The organism is Bradyrhizobium sp. Unk1 (assembly GCF_059512345.1).
In genome coordinates this window covers 126,901-141,222 of the sequence record NZ_JCAMOP010000013.1, presented here as the reverse complement: position 1 = coordinate 141,222, position 14,322 = coordinate 126,901, and the positions used below count along the sequence as shown (strand labels likewise).

Sequence of the window (14,322 nt, the reverse complement as noted above, 5' to 3'; positions counted from 1 at the left end):
GCATCGCTCTTTCCGTGGGCTGTGGACGTCAATGGACGATTACCTCTTTGCCGCCTCCAGGATAACATCCGCTACTTCTTGAGGCTTTGACAGCATCGGCGCATGACTGGTCTTCAGGACAACCGTCTTAGCACCGATCTTTTTGGCCATGGACAACTGTAATCCAGTGGCCATCATACGGTCATTGCCTGCCACGATGAAATAGGATGGCTTGGTCTTCCATGCCGCCGTGGTGACCTTTTCTCCGAAGGCCTTGCTGTTGATGGGCACCTGACTAACGCCCATCAGCCTGGTTTCTTCTTTTGGTGCATCCGGAGCAAAATCCTGAACCATAGCTTCGGCAGGCAAGCTCAAATAGCCGCTATCATCAGCGTGCAATTTCTTCATGCCGGCGGGAGGCTCATATTCCTTGCCCAGGTCGCCGGCGGCCTGACCCTCGGATGGTGCAAAGGCCGAAACGTACACAAGCGCACTGACCTTATCGCTGGCCCCTGCCTCGGTGATCGCCATGCCTCCCCATGAATGCCCAACCAAGACGACCTTGCCAGTTTGCTGGGCAATAGCACGTTGGGTCGCCGCAACATCCTCGGCCAGAGAGGTCAGTGGGTTTTGCACGGAAACCACCTTCAAACCGTTGGCTTGCAGCAGCGGAACAACCTTGTTCCACTCCGAACCATCGACGAATGCTCCGTGCACAAGGACGATGGTCGTATCCTGTGGTCCAGCCGAGGCCGAGGTCGGCATAGCCAGGCCGGACAGCATCGTCATCGTCAGCAGCAGCGTTTTGAGATTGGGCAGGGCCCGCATAGTCTATTCCTTCCAAGAGTTCGTTGTTTACGTCCTCAGGGAAAGTGACCGAGAAACCAACCGGCCGGTATCGGTCGAACGACCGATCCATGGACATCGTCGATGTCACACATCATATGATGATCGTCAGACCGCGACGAGGAACTTACCGGTACGATGGAAGAGAATTCGACCCTTCGAGCCTTTGACGTCGCGAGAGCCCTGGCGTTTGTCTGCGACCTCAGCATGGGACAGCCGACGGACCACTCCCTGCGCACTGCCTGGCTTGCCCGGCAACTAGCCGTCGCCGAAGGCCTCAACCCGAATGAACGTGATGCCGTCTGCGAAGCGTCGCTGCTCCGATGGTCTGGATGCACGGCGAATGCATCTGAATCTGCGGAACTGCTCGGTGACGACATTGCCGGTAGAGAAGCCATGGTCGCCATGCGGCCGGGATGGGCAGATGCCATCAATGCGGTCGGGAATATCGATGACGCGTTCGAGCCGCTGGCGCGGATCCACTGCGAAGTTTCCGTGGAAGTCGCGCGTAGGCTTGGGCTCGACAACGCAACCCAAACGACATTGTGGAATATTTTGGAGACTTACGACGGCCGTGGAAAGCTCCACCAACTGCCCGGCGACCGTGTTCCACTTGCCGTGTTCATCATTTCGGTGGCTGGTGATCTGGAGATATTCGCCCGGGTTTACGGCACCGAACGGGCGTTGGCACTCATGGCCAGGAAAGGCGGCGCCTCATATCCCGCCAGCCTTGTCCAGACTGTCGAGGTACTGAGCGAGCAATGGCTCCGGGCGCTCGATCAAACTCGGCCAGATGAAATCGAAGCGGCACTCCTGACTGCGGGCATGCGGAAGGCGACGTCACCCGAGCTGATCGCCGACGTGGTCGACCTCAAACTGCCCTGGATGACGGGATTTTCTCGCGCCGTCGCGCAAATAAGCGCGGTGTGCTGCGAAAATGCCGGTCTGGATGGAGCCAGCCAAAGCCGCGTCTATCGTGCCGGCCTCATCCACGGAATTGGGGGCGCGGCGATTCCCAACGCGGCCCACGACGATCCTGCGACGAGATCAGCATCGGCGTGGGAGAGATTTCGGCTCGCCCCGTACTGGACATTGCGCGCGGGACGGCAGATTCCCGCCTTCGAGCGGGAAGCGGAAATCGCCTCGTTTGCCCATGAGCGCCTTGATGGCTCCGGATATTTCCGGGGCGCCGCCGGCAAGGCTATCCCCATGGAGGCACGTATCCTCGGGACTGTCGTTGCCTGGGTCGAGTTAAGATCGGCGCGGCCTTGGAGGAAGGCGCTGTCAGCCTCAGAGGCCGTGGCACAGCTCATGAAGGAAGCGAAGATCGGGCGTTTCGATCCTGATATAGTCGAGTACGTCGGATCGGCGACGCTCGTCGATCGTCAACCTCGGCGAAGGCGTTCGAATACGATCCGCCTTTCTTCGCGAGAAACAGAAGTGCTTCATCGCATCAGTCTTGGCGCCAGCAATAAGGAGGTGGCACGGGACCTGGACCTCAGCCCAAGTACTGTGCGCACCCATGTCGAGAGCGTTTTTCGCAAGCTTGAGTGCTCGACTCGAGCGGCCGCTACATTGAAAGCGTCCTCAATGGGGCTCTTACCTTCGGAACCGACCGATCCAGTGTCCAAAGCGATTTCTTATCGTTCAGACAATTCCATTTGAACAGAGGCGGCCCCCTTCGCTCGGACAGTTTGGCGGCCTGATTAGGCTAGTCCCGTGCTCCCTTATGCCGCCGGCTTTGTGCTCGCCGTTGCAGGGGCACGCGCCCGGCAACGGGGGCGGTTCGATCGTGTGATACGCCTCCCGACGGCCGAGCGCCGAATGCGGCCTGGCGGCATTGCAACAACCGGCCCATCGCGACAGCCTGGGCTGCAGTTCTGGTCGGGTCTCGAAGACATGAATTCTGGGGCTAGCTCCGACGACCGCTTCCCGCAGCAGCGAAAGAAAGCCAATCCCCGAGCGCTTCGGTCATTTGACCGATACAGCTCGCCTGGACGCACGAGTATGCACAGAGGCTGACGATAGCTAGGGGCTCAAGCGCATCGCGATATCGAGGCAAGTAGGACGACGGGGTTAACAACCCTGTTGGCAAAGCCGATCGAGTGACCCGCCCGTTACTGGTTATCTGTTGAACTATTCGCAATCGATGGGAGACACATTCATGTCCGACTTTACCCTGTGGGGCTTCGACGGCTCCACTTACGTACGCACCGTCAAGATGCTGTTCGCGGAGAAGGGCTTCACCGAGTTCAAACAAGTGCCGCTCAACGTTCTTGCCGGTGAGCCAAGGACGCCCGAACATCGGGAGCGTCATCCTTTTGGCAAGGTCCCTGTTCTCGACCACGGCGGGATGCGGATTCTGGAGACCCCGGCGATCACTCGCTACCTCAACGACGTATTGCCCGGGCGGTCACTGGTCCCGGCGAGTCCGCAGGATCGGGCTCGCATGGACATGATCGTTGGGATCGTGGGTTCTTACGGCTACGGCTCGCTGGTTCACGGCGTTGCCGGCTATCATCTCTTCCCTGATTTCGTTGGCGGCAAAAGCGAGGCGATGCGAAACGCCGGCATCGAGAACGGGCGCAAGGTGATCAAGCTGGCGATGGAGACCAAAGGCGCGTCGCGCTTCATCGCCGGCGATTTGAGCCTTGCCGATCTCTATCTCGCGCCGCTTGCATATTACGTCTCCCTGACGGCAGACAAGGATGTCGTTTTCGATGTAGATGGGTTTGCCGAGTGGTGGGCGACAGTGCAAGCCCTCCCTAGCTTCACGAAAACTCAGCCGTAATCCACCGTACCTTGGTTGAGAGCCGAGGGTTCCGGTATTAAATTCCGCTGCAATCGTCGCTTCGACTCACGTGGAGCGACGGTTGCAGTCAACCCGCCGGTCACTGCACAAAGCGACATCGACGGCTCGATGCAGCCGCCGGAGGCCTTGATGCAAATTGAACAGGCGCTGAAGTCGCTCGAGGCAAGGCTGTCGGCGGGTTATCATATCGAGGCGCACCGTGATATCGAAAATTCCCTAAAGAACGGCTTTGGTCCCAGTGTCCCTCGCCTTGTTGGTGCTCACGCTGGCGGTACTCGTCTTCCAGGCGCGACCGATCTTCGCAGTGATTATGGTGCTCCTCAGAGCGCTTTTTTGCCTAATCACACCGCGCCCCTACTTATTTTCCAGCAGCCATTCGGGTTCAACGCGATCGTGGGTCTGCTCGCTGCGGAATCCTGATGCGCAACATGCCCATCCTGATCGCCCGGATTCACAGTTGACTTCGCCACCATCGAACAAAGAAGTCAACAACGCCGGCATCACCGGGAAAACCACTCGTGCCAACGGGAATCGTGGCGATCGGACGCGACGCCCGAGCTTGACAGCCTTAAAGGTAACTGATATAGCTCTATTTATGGCTACGAACAGTCGTATGGCGAGTGCCGTCCACATTATGAGTTTTGTCGCTTACGCCGGCGACGAGGGGACGACGTCGGAGGCAATCGCGAAAAGCCTCCAGACCAACCCGGTCGTGGTGCGCAAGATCCTCAAGCTCCTCGAGCGAGAGGGACTGGTCGCTCTTCGCCAAGGCCGCCAAGGCGGCGTCGGGCTCCGACTTCCGGCATCTCGCATTACCCTCGGTCAGATCTACAAGGCGGTTGAAAGCGAGAGCGGCGTTTTTGCGATGCGCGGCCAGGTGCACGAGGCATGCGTGGTGGCCTGTGCGATGAAACGAAGGCTTGGCCCCATCTTCAACGCTGCGAACGACGCCGTTGAGCAGGCTCTCAGCAAAACGAGTTTGGCGGAACTGGTACGCGGCGTCCGCTGAATTTGCCCGAAATTGTAACTGATACGGATATGTTTAATCCAAGGGAGTGACGACGATGGGTAGACTGGCGGGCAAGAATATCCTTATCACCGGCGGTAACAGCGGGATCGGGCTGGCCGCAGCGCAGGAATTCGACCGAGAGGGTGCGCGCGTCGCCATCTGCGGTTTGAATGAGGGGTCGCTGCAGGCGGCCAAGGAGACGCTTGGAGCCGGAAGTCTCGCCGTTCGCGCGGACGTCAGCAATCTCAGCGACCTCGACACGCTGTTCGCCACGATCAAGCGGGAGTTCGGGCACCTCGACGGCCTCTTCGCAAATGCAGGTTACAGCGAGTTCCTGTTGTTCGAAGAAGTGACGGAGCAAAGCTTCGACAAGGTAATAGGCTCCAATTTCAAGGGCGCATACTTCACGATCCAAAAGGCCTTGCCGCTACTCAGGCCAGGCTCGTCAGTCATCATCAATGCGTCCGTTGGCGCGCGCAAGGGTTGGCCGACGACTTCGACCGTCTCGACCTGCAAGGCCGCGGTCGTCCATCTCGCGCGAATCCTCAGCGCCGAACTCGTCGACCGCGGGATTCGCGTGAATACCCTGAGCCCAGGCCCGACGGACACAGCGATGTTCGCTCGCTTCGCAGGCGAAGAGCAGGGCGAGGCGGTCAAGGACATCCTCCGGATCAACAATCCAAGCAAGCGGATGGCCGATCCGATGGAGATCGCGAAGCTGGCAGTTTACCTCGCGTCGGACGATTCAGCATACGTCGTTGGGGCAGACTTCCTGATCGACGGTGGGGTCACGGCCATTTCGGGCGTGGGCGCCTGAGCTTCGTTGCGAGGGTCGAGGCCGTTCTCGAAAGGGACGCGGCGCCAACCCCCGTCACCTCAAAAAATGTCGGTCGAGACGTTTCTGCTGTCTGCGGCCGTGCTGCTGAGATGGAAAAATCGTCGGTCACGCGGCTGACGGAAGTACGAACAGGCAGGATAAGGAGATCACATGATGGCGTCCACTCTCGAGCAGCGCAAGGCAACTCACACCCAACACGACGTCGGCTCTCCCTCGCCAGTTGAACTTGATGTCCCTCCGGCCGCGCGCCGACCCGGCGATCTCTCTTCAGCAACCACTCCAAATCAGGTGCTGGCCATCGTCTCCGTCGGAATGATTCTGGCCAATCTCGATCTCTTCGTTGTGAATGTCGGCCTACCCAACATTGCCCTGGATTTCGGCAGTCCCAGCCTGGAGAGGCTTTCCTGGATACTCAACGGGTACACGATAACGTATGCGGCCCTTTTGGTATTCTTTGGACGCTTGTCCGAGCGCTATCCACGCAATGTAAGCTTCCTCGTCGGGATTGGGGCCTTTACCGCAGCGTCAGCCGCGTGCGCAGCTGCCACCAGTACTGAGATGCTCATCGCTTTTCGTGTCGTACAGGCGGCCGCCGCGGCGCTCATGACGCCAACATCGCTTGGGCTACTGTTATCCGCCTTCCCCCCTAAGGGCCGGAGCGGCGCCGTGCGGACGTGGACGGCTGTCGGCGGCGTCGCGGCGGCGCTCGGGCCGCTCGTCGGCGGAGTTCTGGTCACGGCGAGCTGGCGCTGGATCTTCCTCGTCAACCTCCCGATCGGGCTGATCACCCTGGTCGTCGGTTGGCGAAAACTCCCGAGAATTCCTGGCCACAACAGCCCACACCCCGATTTCGGGGCAGCGCTACTGATGACCGCCGGTATCGCGTCGCTGGTTTTCGCGATCGTCAAGATAAACGATTGGGGTTGGCATTCTCCAGGCATTGTTGCAGCCTGTGCTGCGACGGTTGTTTTTCTCGGCTGGTTCGTTGCGCACTGCCTTCGGTCGTCCGCCCCTTTTATCGATCCGCATCTGTTCCGCATCCGTCCGTTCACCGGAGCCGCGTTGGCTATCGCTCCGTTTTCGGCAGCCTTTGGCGCGCTTTTGCTGTCGATGGTGTTGTGGGATCAGATGATCTGGGGCTGGTCGGCTCTGAAGATCGGTCTCGCGATGGCGCCCGGCCCACTGCTGATTCCCGTCGTCTCGCTTCTTTTTTCGCGCCAGCTCATAGCCCGGTTCGGCGCCGCTGCGGTTTGCGCCGCGGGGATGATTTTATTCGCTCTCGGACAGGTCTGGTGGTCCGTTGTGCCCGGTCTTGAGGCGAGCTTTCTCGCCGCGATTCTTGGCATGCTCCCGATTGGCCTCGGTGTTGGATTAGCGCTGCCGACCTTGATGGGGGTTAGTACATCATCGCTGCCTCCCTCATCGTTCGCGACAGGCTCCGGAGCAATCAACATGATCCGCCAGACTGGAATCGCAATCGGAGTCGCTCTGCTGGTCGCTATCGTCGGCGTGCCTCATGAGGTCGCGGAGTGGGCACAGGCCTTCCGAGTGGCCTGGTGGATCATGGCGGCGATCACCCTCATTGGCCTCGTCCCAACGTTCCTTTTGATCAGGCCCAGGCCCGCCCGAGTGCTGGCTGCGTCGGAGTAAGGCTGGCCGTCCGCATGGTGGAGATCTCGTTGACGACATCTCGTTTGAGCCCCCAATTCAATGAAAGGGTCGATACAATGCATCCATTCCGTAAACTTCGAGAGGGTGGCCCAATGACTCCGGCACAGGCCGCCGAGGTTCTCAATGAGAACGTCGTGATGCACACTCCGGTTCTGATAAAGCCGATCGTGGGCCGAAAGCTCGTGTCAATCGCGGTTTCAATCTCGACGCAGAGCCGCGACGATCCCGGCAAGTACATCTTCGAAGGCAAGATCGACGCTCGAACGACCTTTCTCCGATGGCAAGGCACCGTCCAAGGACACGAGATCGAGAGTCTCGAGGTTCTGACCGACGACGAGAACGGACTGCTGCTGGAGCGCACAATCGCATACAGGCCGTATCCGGCTCTCAAGCTATTCAGATATCGGCTGATCGCTCTGAACGCCGGCAGGTTGCCTGACGACATGTGGGATTATCCGAAGGCAAACGAAAAGTGATTGCGAGCATCGGGCTCGTTGTCGACCGGTTATCGGTTTGATCACTACAGTGATACGGCGGCCAAAGGGACTGCATTTATGAAGGCATTTGTTTTTGAACGCACCGGTGACCCCAACGACGTCCTCGCCGTACGAGAATTGCCGGAACCGAAACCCGGTCCAGGTGAAATTCTCGTCCGCGTGCGACTTTCGCCGGTTCATCCCAGCGACATGCACATCATGCGCGGCCGGTTCGGTCGTCAGCCGACGCTACCAGCCAGTCCCGGCATCGAATGCGTCGGTGTCGTTGAGGCGCTTGGGTCGGGCGTTGCAGGTCCCGCACCTGGCACGCGCGTCGTTCTTCTGAACGTTTGGGGTTCGTGGCGTGAACTCATCGTGAGCCCAGCGGACCGGGTCATACCTGTGCCTGACGATCTCTCGGACGAGGACGCCGCGCAGGCTTTTGTGAATCCGCTGACTGCCTGGGTGATGACCATGGTCGAGCACGATCTTAAACCGGGCGACTGGTTGGCCCAGACCGCCGCCGGTTCGACGGTGGGCCAGCTTGTGCTGCAACTCGCTCGTTCGGAACGCTTCCGCACGGTCAATATCGTGCGCCGTCGCGCGCAGGTTCCAGACATCAAGGCACTTGGTGGTGAAGTAGTGATCACCAGCGAGGATAGTGATTGGGGCACGCAACTCGCGACAGCTTGCGAGGGAAAGGCGCCATCTAAGGCGATCGATTGTGTCGCCGGCACGACCGGGGCGACGGTTGCGCGGCATCTCGCGCCTGGTGGCCTGTTGCTGGTCTATGGGGCATTGTCGTCCCACAGGCAAACCGATCCTTCGGCGTTTGAGATGCCACTCTTCGCACCAAGGCTGATCTACGGTGCGGCGACCGTGCAAGGCTGGTACAGCTCGCATTGGCTCGAAGTGACACCGCTCGCTGACTGTGCCGCCATCTTTGCCACCGTCCTCGACCGTCTGGCGTCCGGCGCGCTGCGCCTCCCGCCGGCGAAACGTCATCGGCCACAGAACATCGCGGACGCCCTGCGCGACGCGGATGGGGCACCGCGCGAAGGCAAGCCATTGCTCGATCTTAGCAACTGGACTGCAAACTGAGGGATCGTGCTGTGGTCGATTCGGAGCGCTTCAAAGCGGAGCTTCAGGTAACCAATAGCGACATTAAAGCGGTTCGCGACCGACTTCGATCGGCAGCCGTTGCATTTGCACGAAAGCCGCCGCGGCGGCATGGCGACGCCAAAAAGGTGACCGAGAAGATCGTCAAGGCGATGTGCGGATATGCAGGAGCGATATTGACTCTCCATAACATAACTATTATGGTTCGGTTATGGCAGCAAATAGTCGAATGGCGAGCGCAATTCAGGTACTGTGTTTCCTGGCGCGCGCGGGAAAAGACGGAACCAACTCGGAGAGAATCGCTGAGAGCCTCCGCACTAATCCTGTTGTTGTCAGACGTCTTCTCAAGCATCTCGAGCAGAATGGAATGGTCGAGGTTCGTCAAGGGAAGGACGGCGGCGTTCGATTGCAGCGGTCTCCGAAGGAGATAACTCTGGATCAGGTTTATGATGCGGTCGAAGGTGCTGGTGAAATCTTCGCTCTACGATCGGGGGGTAATCCTAATTGCCCGGTAAACCGGAGCATGAAAGGTGTTCTGAGGCCGGTATTCGACGCTGCTAATTCGGCGCTGCGAACGACGCTGAGCAAGACGAGGCTATCGAGCTTGATGAGCAGGATTCAGTAGATTCTTTTAGACGACAAAACAAAACATAACAGGTTATGTTGTGTTCTTAGGAGTGCGACGATGATTGGTAGACTTGGAGGCAAGCACGTTCTCATTGAGGGTGGCGGCTCAGGCAAGGGCCTCACCAGAGCATGGGACTTCGCGAAGGAGGGCGGTCGCGTCGCGATCCGGGGGCGAAACCCGGACACGTTGAAAAAGGCGCAATGCCATGTTGGCCACGAGATCGATCGGGGAGGATCAAATGTCTAAGGGATACTGGGTAGGAGCGTATCGTTCTATTTCGGACCCCGCTGCGCTCGCCTCCTACACCAAACTCGCTGGACCGGCAGTCGAGGCAGTAGGAGGTCGCTTTTTGGCGCGAGGCGGCACCGTCAAGACGCACGAAGCGGGCGTGAATGAGCGAACTGTGATCGTCGAGTTCGCGAGCTTTGAACTCGCCCAGGCTGCCTATGAATCTAAGGCGTACAAAGAGGCCTTGGCTGCGCTCGGCGACGGCGCGGTCCGGGACGTCAGGATCGTCGAAGGAGTCGACTAGAACGGCGTTCGCCGTCGTCGATCTGTTCACTGTCTGCTTCGAATGAATTGGGTCGGCGCCCGGCAAGCGCTGACCTCGCAGCCGAGCCCCGCTCACGTGAGGGCAGCACGCGATACCTCCTTACGGCGGGGAGGTCGATCGCATTGATTCTCCAACATGCCTACGGAGAAGGAACTATGAGAGAGAACTCATGACAACAGTCACGCATGAAATTGACGGCGGTGTGGGTATCGTGACTCTCGCTAAGCCACCTCACAATCTGATCGACGGAGTGATGATCGACGATCTTATGGCGGCTTATAAGAAAGTCGTCGCCGATGGCTGCAGGGCCATTTTGCTGCGCAGTTCGATGCGCCATTTTAGTGCGGGTGCGCAGCTGGACTCATTCGGTACCACGACTGTGCTGCATGAGGATCAAGAGCGCCTTACGGAATTTTGGGACGCTCTCGAGGATGTGTCTGTACCAACGGTGGCGGCTATCCACGGTGGCGTTTTGGGGGGCGGTTTGGAATTGGCGCTTACCTGCGACCTGATTATCGCTGCCGACACCGCTTTCCTCGGTCAGGTCGAAATGATCGTCGGGTTGCTGCCGTTGCTTGGAGGCACGCAGCGCCTCGCGCAACGCTGCGGATATGCCCGTGCTAAAGAGATTGCCTTGCTTGGGCGCAGGCACACGCCGCAGGCTTTTGAGCGATGGGGGATTATCAATTTGGTCGTGCCGGAAGCCGAATTGCCGACGGCATCGATGGCGATGGCTCGCCAGTTGGCGGCGGGTCCGACCCTCGCACTCAAGGGCATAAAAAAGCAGGCTAATCTAGCGGCTCGCGGTGGCCTGTCACTCGCGGACTCGAAGCAGGTCGAACTCAATGAAGCGGCTTGGAATACGACTGACCGGGAACGCGGCATATCCGCGTTTTTCGCGACAGGTCCGGCGTCCGCCGTTTTCGAGGGGGACTAACATGTCGGCTCCTTTGGACGGATTGCGGATAGTCGATTTTACCCGGGTGCTTGCCGGGCCCCATTGCACCAAAGCCCTTCGGGATTTGGGCGCCCAGGTCATCAAAATTGAACCGCCTTCCGGCGACATCGTTCGAATCGGACTTCCTCACGTCGGCGACATGGGCATGTACTTTGCCCAGCAAAATGCGGGCAAGCGTAGCCTCAGTCTCGATCTGAACTGGTCCGAGGGGCGCGAAGTTGCCGTCGAGATATGCAGGACCGCGGATGTAATCGTCGAAAATTTCCGACCTGGCACGCTGAAACGCTTCGGTCTTTCTTACGAGGATGTTCGCCAATTTAATCCGAAAGTCGTCTACGCCTCGCTTAGTGGCTATGGACAATCGACATCGTGGAGTAATCGTCCGGCCTTCGCGGTCACTGTCCAAGCGGAAACCGGGTTGACCTCAATCGTCGAGGACCATTTCGGTGGTGCGCTGTCGGAACCGATGAATGACGCTTGCAGTCATGCGGATATATACACCGGGCTTCAGGGTGTTATCGGAATTCTTGCTGCGCTCCAGCATCGCAATCGGACCGGTGAGGGGCAGCATATAGACGTCTCGATGGCGGCAACCATGCTATCGGTGAACGAGCGTGCCGGTTCTCAGTTGTCCGGTATCGACACCAACGGCGAACCGATCGCGCTGTCGGCGAATGAAGCTCATATTTTCGAGTTGCCGGACGGCAATCGGCTAACGATTGCGGCAAGCCCGATCTTTTCGCCGATGTTCGCGCGCTATTGCGCGATGATGAGACGGAATGATCTGTTGGGCGATCCTCGCTACGCGACGGCCAATCTCCGGCGCAAGCATCTGAGTTCCCTGCTGGAAGAGGTGCGCGTCTGGTTGATGACCTTCACGGACTTGCAGGAGTTGCAAGCTCAGGTCAGCGAAGCCGGCCTTGCCTGCGGCGTGATCCGAACCGTGAACGAGTTCGCCAAATCGGATTGGGTCAAGGAATGGGGGGCGGTTGTCGAAGTCGACGACAGGTCGGGCGGCACGACCCGTATGCCCGGCAATCCGTGGCGCTTCAGCCGATCGACGCTTCCGCCGCCCGGCATTCCTGCCTTTCAGGGGGAGCATAACGAGGAGATTCTCGCGGAAAGCAATGTGCCGGCCGATCGCATCAAAGACATGCAGGCGCGTAGGATCCTTCTGAGCCGCCGCAATCCGTTCGGCGGGTACGATTAAAAATGGAGCAAACGGGGGCGAGTTGTTAGTCCTTTTTCTGATTCAAGTCAGAATGACGGCCACAGCCAAATGGAGTTGCGGTGAGGAAGTTTCGGGCGGTCTTGTCGTAACGCGTCTCGCTCGCGCCGATAGGATCGTGGCGAAAACATATCTCCACTGAGGACGGTTGAATGAAGCGTGTGGAAATAACTTCATATGGCGTGCCAGAGCACGTGGCACATTGCGTCGAGGCGCCGGACGTGGGGACGCCGGCGGCCGGAGAAATTACCTTTGAGGTCTTGGCATTCCCGATCAATCCGGCGGACGTGATGTTCTGCGCTGGCGGATACCGACTCAAACCGCCTTTACCTGCCACGCCAGGCGCTGAATGCGTCGGAAGAGTTCTGGCAATTGGCGACGGCGTGTCTCACGTCGCGCCGGGTGATTTGGTCATCAACCTGCAGCGTGAGAACTGGGCTCAGCGCCGCTGCGTCAAGGGCGACGATGTGATTCGTCTGCCGACAGGCATCGACGTGAAACAGGCAGCTATGATCCGCATCAACCCGCCTACTGCTCTCCTGATGTTGACCGACCTAGTCAAGCTGCGGCCAGGAGAATGGGTGCTGCAGAACGCAGCCAACTCCGCCGTTGGAAGGTTGCTGATCCACTTTGCGCGGGCGCGCGGCCTGCGCACAGTCAACGTCGTCCGTCGTGAGGCTCTATTCACGGAGCTCAAGACTCTGGGTGCCGATGTCTGCCTGATTGATGGCCCTGACCTGCCGTCTCAGGTGTCGTCCGCCGTCGGCGGAGCGCCAATCAGGTTGGCTCTCGACGCGGTGGCTGGCCAGGCCACGCAGCGTTTGGCCGCTTCCGTTGCGGACGGAGGGACGGTTTGCAACTATGGGGCGATGACAGAGGCGGAAGTCACCGTAGCTTATTCAGATCTGATTTTCCGTGGTCTCAGCGTGGTCGGCTTCATGCTCGGGCGAGCCCTCGCCAGGCGCTCGTTGGCAGAAGTCCGTGCGCTCTATGCCGACATCGCCGGCCAGGTGTGCACTGACGGCTTGCAAGCCCCTGTTGAAGCTATCTACCCCATCGAGGAAATCGGCGCTGCCCTATCGCATGCTCAGCGTCCGGCGCGAGGCGGAAAAATCCTGGTCGCCCCCAATGGCGTCATCTGATCGAACGCGAGCTTCATACGAGGGCTCGGCTATCGTCGGCAACCGATTGATGTTCGTACGAGGAATGGGCGCATATGCGCGTGGTTGTTCTGCTGCGCCTAGGTAGCGTTTGCGTGGGCGCGCTCCGAAGGAAGATACAACAGGAGTATCTGGTGATGCGACTAAAGGGAAAGAACGCGCTCATAACGGGTGGCAACAGCGGCATCGGTCTCGCCACTGCAAAGCGATTCGTCGAGGAGGGCGCAAGGGTGCTTATTACGGGGCGAGATGCGAAAACGCTCGCTTTTGCGGAATCTTCACTCGGGTCTTCCGCAATTTCGATCCGAGCCGACGTCGTCGATGCGGACGCTCGCGCTCGCGTCATTGCCGTGGCCAAGGATAGCTTCGGAAAGCTCGATATCGTTTTTGCCAATGCAGGCATAGCCAAATCGACTACATCCTCGATCGAGGATACGCCCGAAGATATCTACGATGAGGTCTTGAAAACAAATGTGACCGCTGTCTTCCTGACGGTACAGGGCGCACTCCCTTTGCTTAGAGACCGCGCATCGATTATTCTGAATAGTTCGGTCGCCGCAAACGCCGGTTTTCCCGGTTCAGGCGCCTACCCCGCGAGCAAGGCCGCTGTGAAGGCCATGGCACACTCGCTTGCGTCCGAACTCGCTCCTCGACGGATCCGGGTCAACTGCGTCGTTCCTGGAGTCATCCGCACTCCCGTCTGGAATCGAGGGCGCTCTCCAGAAGAGGGAGAGGCGCGAGTGAAGCGGATGCTGAAGAAGGTGCCGTTCGGAGAGATTGGCGAGGCCGAGGATGTCGCGAACGCGGTATTATTTCTCGCCTCCGACGAGTCGCGGTACATCACGTCGACGGAAATAACTATCGATGGCGGGTTCTCTGGATCGCACGGTGCGGTCTGAAAGTCACACCTCATTGCTTGCTTGGGTCACGGGCGACGCTCATCCGAAGGCACCCGAAACGTAATGTGAGCGGCTCGCGCTCGTTATCGGCCGCTTATCGGTTTGACCATCATAGCGACACCACGACAAACAAATGGACTGCGCTT

15 protein-coding genes are annotated in these 14,322 nt (G+C 59.1%); 14 read left to right on the top strand and 1 reads right to left on the bottom strand.

Translation table 11 applies throughout. From position 1 onward, the window contains the following. Nucleotides 1-39: 39 nt before the first annotated feature. The gene (locus AC5ZFO_RS18715; RefSeq protein ID WP_496122315.1) at nt 40-807 is read right to left on the bottom strand and encodes an alpha/beta fold hydrolase; all 768 of its coding nucleotides are present in this window, start codon (nt 805-807) and stop codon (nt 40-42) included. A 156-nt stretch (nt 808-963) separates the two neighbouring features. Between AC5ZFO_RS18715 and AC5ZFO_RS18710 the strand changes: the two genes are divergently transcribed. The 14 genes from AC5ZFO_RS18710 (at nt 964) to AC5ZFO_RS18645 (ending at nt 14,176) form a co-directional block, all read left to right on the top strand. Continuing rightward, the gene (locus AC5ZFO_RS18710) at nt 964-2,490 is read left to right on the top strand and encodes an HD domain-containing phosphohydrolase (RefSeq protein WP_496122314.1); all 1,527 of its coding nucleotides are present in this window, start codon (nt 964-966) and stop codon (nt 2,488-2,490) included. A gap of 499 nt (nt 2,491-2,989) precedes the next feature. After that, complete coding sequence (locus AC5ZFO_RS18705) at nt 2,990-3,616, top strand: glutathione S-transferase family protein (protein ID WP_496122313.1); 627 nt, start codon at nt 2,990-2,992, stop codon at nt 3,614-3,616. 150 nt (nt 3,617-3,766) lie between these two features. After that, nucleotides 3,767-4,057, top strand: a complete 291-nt coding sequence (locus AC5ZFO_RS18700; protein WP_496122312.1) for a hypothetical protein — start codon at nt 3,767-3,769, stop codon at nt 4,055-4,057. Nucleotides 4,058-4,250: 193 nt separating this feature from the next. Further along, nucleotides 4,251-4,646, top strand: a complete 396-nt coding sequence (locus tag AC5ZFO_RS18695) for an RrF2 family transcriptional regulator (protein WP_496122311.1) — start codon at nt 4,251-4,253, stop codon at nt 4,644-4,646. 55 nt (nt 4,647-4,701) lie between these two features. Then, nucleotides 4,702-5,463, top strand: coding sequence for an SDR family oxidoreductase (locus tag AC5ZFO_RS18690; protein ID WP_496122310.1), 762 nt, complete (start codon nt 4,702-4,704; stop codon nt 5,461-5,463). Nucleotides 5,464-5,634: 171 nt separating this feature from the next. Then, complete coding sequence (locus AC5ZFO_RS18685) at nt 5,635-7,134, top strand: MFS transporter (RefSeq protein ID WP_496122309.1); 1,500 nt, start codon at nt 5,635-5,637, stop codon at nt 7,132-7,134. A 14-nt stretch (nt 7,135-7,148) separates the two neighbouring features. Beyond that, nucleotides 7,149-7,631: a hypothetical protein gene (locus AC5ZFO_RS18680; RefSeq protein WP_496122308.1), complete on the top strand. Its 483-nt coding sequence runs from the start codon at nt 7,149-7,151 to the stop codon at nt 7,629-7,631. Between the two features lie 78 nt (nt 7,632-7,709). Further along, nucleotides 7,710-8,732 carry a zinc-dependent alcohol dehydrogenase family protein gene (locus tag AC5ZFO_RS18675; RefSeq protein WP_496122307.1) on the top strand — a complete coding sequence of 341 codons (1,023 nt, stop codon included), beginning with the start codon at nt 7,710-7,712 and terminating at the stop codon, nt 8,730-8,732. 229 nt (nt 8,733-8,961) lie between these two features. Further along, a complete protein-coding gene (locus tag AC5ZFO_RS18670; RefSeq protein ID WP_496122306.1) occupies nt 8,962-9,375 on the top strand; it encodes an Rrf2 family transcriptional regulator in 414 nt (137 codons plus the stop codon). A gap of 241 nt (nt 9,376-9,616) precedes the next feature. Beyond that, the gene (locus AC5ZFO_RS18665; protein WP_496122305.1) at nt 9,617-9,910 is read left to right on the top strand and encodes a DUF1330 domain-containing protein; all 294 of its coding nucleotides are present in this window, start codon (nt 9,617-9,619) and stop codon (nt 9,908-9,910) included. Between the two features lie 190 nt (nt 9,911-10,100). Continuing rightward, complete coding sequence (locus tag AC5ZFO_RS18660) at nt 10,101-10,868, top strand: enoyl-CoA hydratase/isomerase family protein (protein WP_496122304.1); 768 nt, start codon at nt 10,101-10,103, stop codon at nt 10,866-10,868. A 1-nt stretch (nt 10,869) separates the two neighbouring features. Then, the gene (locus AC5ZFO_RS18655) at nt 10,870-12,099 is read left to right on the top strand and encodes a CaiB/BaiF CoA transferase family protein (RefSeq protein ID WP_496122303.1); all 1,230 of its coding nucleotides are present in this window, start codon (nt 10,870-10,872) and stop codon (nt 12,097-12,099) included. A gap of 170 nt (nt 12,100-12,269) precedes the next feature. Beyond that, entirely contained in the window at nt 12,270-13,259 is a 990-nt protein-coding gene (locus AC5ZFO_RS18650) for an MDR family NADPH-dependent oxidoreductase (protein WP_496122302.1), read from the top strand. A gap of 155 nt (nt 13,260-13,414) precedes the next feature. Then, complete coding sequence (locus tag AC5ZFO_RS18645) at nt 13,415-14,176, top strand: glucose 1-dehydrogenase (protein WP_496122389.1); 762 nt, start codon at nt 13,415-13,417, stop codon at nt 14,174-14,176. Nucleotides 14,177-14,322: the final 146 nt, after the last annotated feature.

Coding starts and splice junctions, on each gene's coding strand:
- AC5ZFO_RS18715 (WP_496122315.1), bottom strand. CDS start 807: ATGCGGGCCCTGCCCAATCTCAAAACGCTGCTGCTGACGATGACGATG.
- AC5ZFO_RS18710 (WP_496122314.1), top strand. CDS start 964: ATGGAAGAGAATTCGACCCTTCGAGCCTTTGACGTCGCGAGAGCCCTG.
- AC5ZFO_RS18705 (WP_496122313.1), top strand. CDS start 2,990: ATGTCCGACTTTACCCTGTGGGGCTTCGACGGCTCCACTTACGTACGC.
- AC5ZFO_RS18700 (WP_496122312.1), top strand. CDS start 3,767: ATGCAAATTGAACAGGCGCTGAAGTCGCTCGAGGCAAGGCTGTCGGCG.
- AC5ZFO_RS18695 (WP_496122311.1), top strand. CDS start 4,251: ATGGCGAGTGCCGTCCACATTATGAGTTTTGTCGCTTACGCCGGCGAC.
- AC5ZFO_RS18690 (WP_496122310.1), top strand. CDS start 4,702: ATGGGTAGACTGGCGGGCAAGAATATCCTTATCACCGGCGGTAACAGC.
- AC5ZFO_RS18685 (WP_496122309.1), top strand. CDS start 5,635: ATGATGGCGTCCACTCTCGAGCAGCGCAAGGCAACTCACACCCAACAC.
- AC5ZFO_RS18680 (WP_496122308.1), top strand. CDS start 7,149: ATGGTGGAGATCTCGTTGACGACATCTCGTTTGAGCCCCCAATTCAAT.
- AC5ZFO_RS18675 (WP_496122307.1), top strand. CDS start 7,710: ATGAAGGCATTTGTTTTTGAACGCACCGGTGACCCCAACGACGTCCTC.
- AC5ZFO_RS18670 (WP_496122306.1), top strand. CDS start 8,962: ATGGCAGCAAATAGTCGAATGGCGAGCGCAATTCAGGTACTGTGTTTC.
- AC5ZFO_RS18665 (WP_496122305.1), top strand. CDS start 9,617: ATGTCTAAGGGATACTGGGTAGGAGCGTATCGTTCTATTTCGGACCCC.
- AC5ZFO_RS18660 (WP_496122304.1), top strand. CDS start 10,101: ATGACAACAGTCACGCATGAAATTGACGGCGGTGTGGGTATCGTGACT.
- AC5ZFO_RS18655 (WP_496122303.1), top strand. CDS start 10,870: ATGTCGGCTCCTTTGGACGGATTGCGGATAGTCGATTTTACCCGGGTG.
- AC5ZFO_RS18650 (WP_496122302.1), top strand. CDS start 12,270: ATGAAGCGTGTGGAAATAACTTCATATGGCGTGCCAGAGCACGTGGCA.
- AC5ZFO_RS18645 (WP_496122389.1), top strand. CDS start 13,415: ATGCGACTAAAGGGAAAGAACGCGCTCATAACGGGTGGCAACAGCGGC.